Annotated in this window: 3 protein-coding genes and 1 pseudogene; all 4 read left to right on the top strand. The window is 67.6% G+C overall.

Features of this window, described 5'->3' with window-relative positions:
• A partial coding sequence (locus tag JS521_RS34400; RefSeq protein ID WP_239488229.1) for a hypothetical protein occupies positions 1-364 on the top strand: 364 nt, incomplete at its 5' end.
• A complete protein-coding gene (locus JS521_RS34395) occupies positions 361-2,181 on the top strand; it encodes an alpha/beta hydrolase (RefSeq protein WP_205086799.1) in 1,821 nt (606 codons plus the stop codon). The genes JS521_RS34400 and JS521_RS34395, both read left to right, overlap by 4 nt.
• 77 nt (positions 2,182-2,258) lie before the next feature.
• Positions 2,259-2,735 carry a hypothetical protein gene (locus JS521_RS34390; protein WP_239488228.1) on the top strand — a complete coding sequence of 159 codons (477 nt, stop codon included), beginning with the start codon at positions 2,259-2,261 and terminating at the stop codon, positions 2,733-2,735.
• A 232-nt stretch (positions 2,736-2,967) separates the two neighbouring features.
• Positions 2,968-3,908 (top strand): annotated as a pseudogene (locus JS521_RS34385) (alpha/beta hydrolase); the annotation flags it as partial.

The raw sequence follows: 3,908 nt of genomic DNA, 5'->3' as shown, positions 1-3,908 counted from the left end.
GGGGGGGGGGCGGCGGGCCGCGGCCGGGGGCGGGGGCGGAGCTGGGGACCTCCTGCACAGCGGTGGCCCGTGGCGGCGGGCCGCCGGAGGAGCCGATCAGCTGGTCACGCTCTTGGGCCCGGTGAAGGGCGACTTGGAGACGGCGCATCAGGGCTTGATCGCCGGGGCCGGAGCGCTGTCCGCGCTGGCCGAACTGAGTGCCGTACGGGCCTCGTGGGAGCGCCGGATCGAGGAGGCGCGCGCCGAGTGCGGGAGCCTCGCCGGGAAGCTGCGGGCGGTCGCCCGGGGCCAGTCGCAGACCAACGAGGCGGTGAAGAGCGACTTCGACAGAGTGAAGACGCCGAACGTCAGTGGCGCGCGGTGAGCGGGAGGGGCGGCGGTGCGGGTTCTGCCCTGACCTGGGCGGCGTTACGTGACGTGAAGTGCGCCGAACTGGAGCAGGCGGCAGATGGCTGGGGACGGGTCAGCAACCGTGCCGACGCGGCCCGGGACCGCATCGTGGGCCAGTTCCTGCCCGGGCTGGGCGAGACGCAGAAGGGGGAGGCGGTGGGCGCGGCCGTGGGGCGGCTGCGCCGGCTGGGGACGAACTTCCAGTACATCTACACCGAGTGCGGGCTGCTGCGGACCACGCTGAACAGCCTGGCCCATGAGATCAAGACCCAGCAGCGGGTGCTGGAGGGGGCGCTGGACGATGCGGAGGCGCTGAAGTTCACGGTGCACGCGGATGGTTCGGTGACGTTTCCGGCGGCGGGCGAGGGCCTGATCGACGGGAAGCCGTTGGCGGGCGGTACGACGTCGGGGGTGCCGAATCCGGGCATGGTCACCCCTTCGGGACTCGTCGCGCCCAACCCGAACGCCGGCAAGGCCCAGGACATCGCGGACCGGGTGGCGCAGGCCGTACGGACGGCGGCCGATGCGGACTGGCGGTACACCAGGATCCTGCGGTCGCTGAAGGCTCATGAGGGCCTCGGTGTGCCTGCGGCGACGTGGACGGACGCCGCGGCCGATGCGGAGGCGGTGCGGGATGCGGCGCGCGGTTACCTGAAGAACGCGATCCCGCACGATGCGAGTCCGGCCGAGCGAAAGGCGTGGTGGGCCGGCCTGACGGACGAACAGCGCGAGGAGTACCTCGCGGTGTACCCGGATCAGATCGGCAACCTGGACGGGATCCCGGCCCTGGTACGGGACGCGGCGAACCGGGACAACCTCCAACTGCTGATGGGGAAGCTGGAGGGGCGGGACGACGACGATTCAGCGACCAAGCTTGCGGCGCTGCGGGAGATCGACCGGCAGTTGAGGGTGGTGCCGAAGGCGGGGGAGCCGCCTATGTACCTGCTTGGGATCGGGGATCAGGGGAATGGTCGGGCGATCGTCTCTTACGGGAATCCGGATACGTCGCGGAATGTGGCGGCGTACGTTCCGGGGCTGAATACTTCGTTGGATAAGGCGTTTGCTGAGGGGGACCTGAAGCGGGCGCGTGATCTGTCCATCGCTGCGAATCAGCACGGGGAACCCTCCGCTGCCATCACCTGGCTCGGGTATGACGCACCGCAGTCGCCGGACGGGCTCGGGACACTTGCAGTTGCTGTGGGGGGCAGGGCGGAGGAGGGGGGCCTGGCCTTCGGTGAGTTTATGGGCGGAATTGAAGTTGCAAATGACCACAACGATCCGCACCTGACGGCCATCGGTCACTCATACGGATCGCGGACTGTGGGGGCAGCTACGCAGCAGCCGGGAGGGATTCCTGGTGTCGACGAGATTGTGTTCGTCGGAAGCCCAGGGGTAGGTGTCGAAAGCGCCGATGACTTGGGCGTGGGCCGGGATCATGTGTTTGTCGGAGCCGCGGCCAACGACGTTGTGACGAAAGTTCCGTCTACGGAGCAGACGGTTCTAGGGGCGTCCGAGATGCTGTTCGGCGGGCCTGCGGCTGCGTATCTCTTCGGCGATTTGGCCGACCGAGGAGATGACGATGTCTGGTTCGGTAAGGATCCGGCCAGCGAAGCATTCGGAGCGAGGCGATTCGAGGTTGGGGATGGGCCGACCATGATTGCGAACGGAAAGCTCAACGTCGATGCGCATTCGCAGTACTTCGATCCCGATATTGATAGGACGTCTGTCGAAAACATGGGGCTGATCGCCGCCGGTCACGCGAACAGAATCAAGAGAGAAGAATCGCGTTGATGGTCCAGATTCGGTCGATTCTAGTCGTGCTGCTGGTAGGAGCATTAATGGCAGGGTGCGGGGCGCAGGGTGGAAGCATGGATATGCAGGAAGCTGCCGAACGAGCTGATGAGATGCTCGACAGTGTTCTTGCGGAGATCGAGCCGAGTGTGCGCTGGGTTCATGGTCCGACCACGACGGGAAGCTGCACTGTGACACGGCGGCGGACTGTCATGACTGTCGTCTCGCCTCAACGTAGAGGGAGCTTCCTGGGTGTGGTGGACCGGTTCTGGCGGAAGGGCGGGTACCGCGTCACGGCGATCAACAGTCATGTCGATGCCCCCGCGATCTTCGTGAGGACTCAAGACGGGTTTCAAGTAAGCCTGACTGTCGCTGACAAGGGGCAGGCGCACTTCACCGTGGACAGCCCCTGTGTCCGCCACTCCGAGGTGGCCGATTCCACCAGCCCGCCCACCGCCTTCCTCGCCCCCGACGCGCGGCTCATCCCCCGCCCCAACATCCACTCCGACTTCTGGTCCGCAGGTGCTCCAGAGGTGGCGGGAGGAAGATCGTGATCGAAGCGTGTCGGCTCAACTGGGCTGATGGCTAAGGGCTTTGAGCCCTGTATTGGGCCCTGGGGCCCATGTCGTGTCCCCTGCCGTGTGGTCGCATACGCGGAGTGACTGACCTGTCGCGCGTTCCGCCCACTCACGAGGTAGGGGACTGCCCTTGTCCGGCATACGAAGAAGCGCGGTCCCTGTTGGCGTCGATGTAAGCGCTGCCACGGCGGGTTCGGGCGGGCGGTTGGTGCCCCGGTCGTTGCAGGCGGCCCTGGTCCTTCTTCATGTTCTCTTCGTGGCCACCTTGGTGGGTGCGATCCGGGCCCTGTCGACGGCCTCCTCCGTGGATGCGGTCGACGGGTACCTCCTCGGGTTATTGCTCTACGCCTCGTTACCCGGCGTCGCCGCCTTCGTGCTGTCGCTGTACGTCCGGCATGGCGGCGTCCGCGTCTGGTACGGGCTCCTCGCCGTGCAGGCGTGGATCGTCCTCGGTGCCCTCGCGGGGTTGAGCGGTGGGGACGGGGGTTCGGGCGTCGCCCGGTTGGCGTTACCGGGCGCCGTCATCGTGCTGCTGTGCCGACCGGGGAGTCGCCGGTGGTTCCGGAGCGGTCTGGAGCAACGGGACGAGCGACGGCTGTTCAGCTTTGCCCGGATGATGAAGTTCCGCCGCGACGGCGGGCAGACCGCGCTGGAGTATCTGGGGCTCGTCCTGGTCGTCGTCGCCCTCGTCGGCGGGCTGATGGCCACCGGAGCCGGGCGTCAGCTCACCGCGGAGATCCGTAGCGCCATCTGCGAACTGACCGGCAGTTCGTGCCCGGCCCCGGGGTATGACGCCGTCGCCGGTCGCGGGAGCACCGCCGGCAGCGGTGAAGGTCACGACGACGCCCCGGGTGCCGGTGCCGGTGCCGATGCAGGCGGCGGCGAAGGCGATGAGTCCAGTCTCACCGGCGGTACCGGCAGCACGGCCGGAGACAGAGACAGCAGCAGTGGTGCCGACAGCACCGGCAGCACCGGTACGTCCGGCAGCTCCCGTGCCTCGGGTACCTCCGGTGACCCCGGCGACGCCATCGACCCCCAAGGCACCGCCACCCACCCCACCGCCCCCGTGATGGTCGGCAACACGCCGCCGCTGATAACCCTCCACAAAGCCCACCCCCACAACCGCAACCTACATGTGGGCCAGGAGAA

The sequence above is a fragment of the Streptomyces durocortorensis genome (assembly GCF_016901035.1).
GTDB classification, from domain to species: domain Bacteria; phylum Actinomycetota; class Actinomycetes; order Streptomycetales; family Streptomycetaceae; genus Streptomyces; species Streptomyces durocortorensis.
The sequence above is the reverse complement of the archived record's forward strand: the minus strand, read 5'-3'. Positions and strand labels throughout refer to the sequence as shown.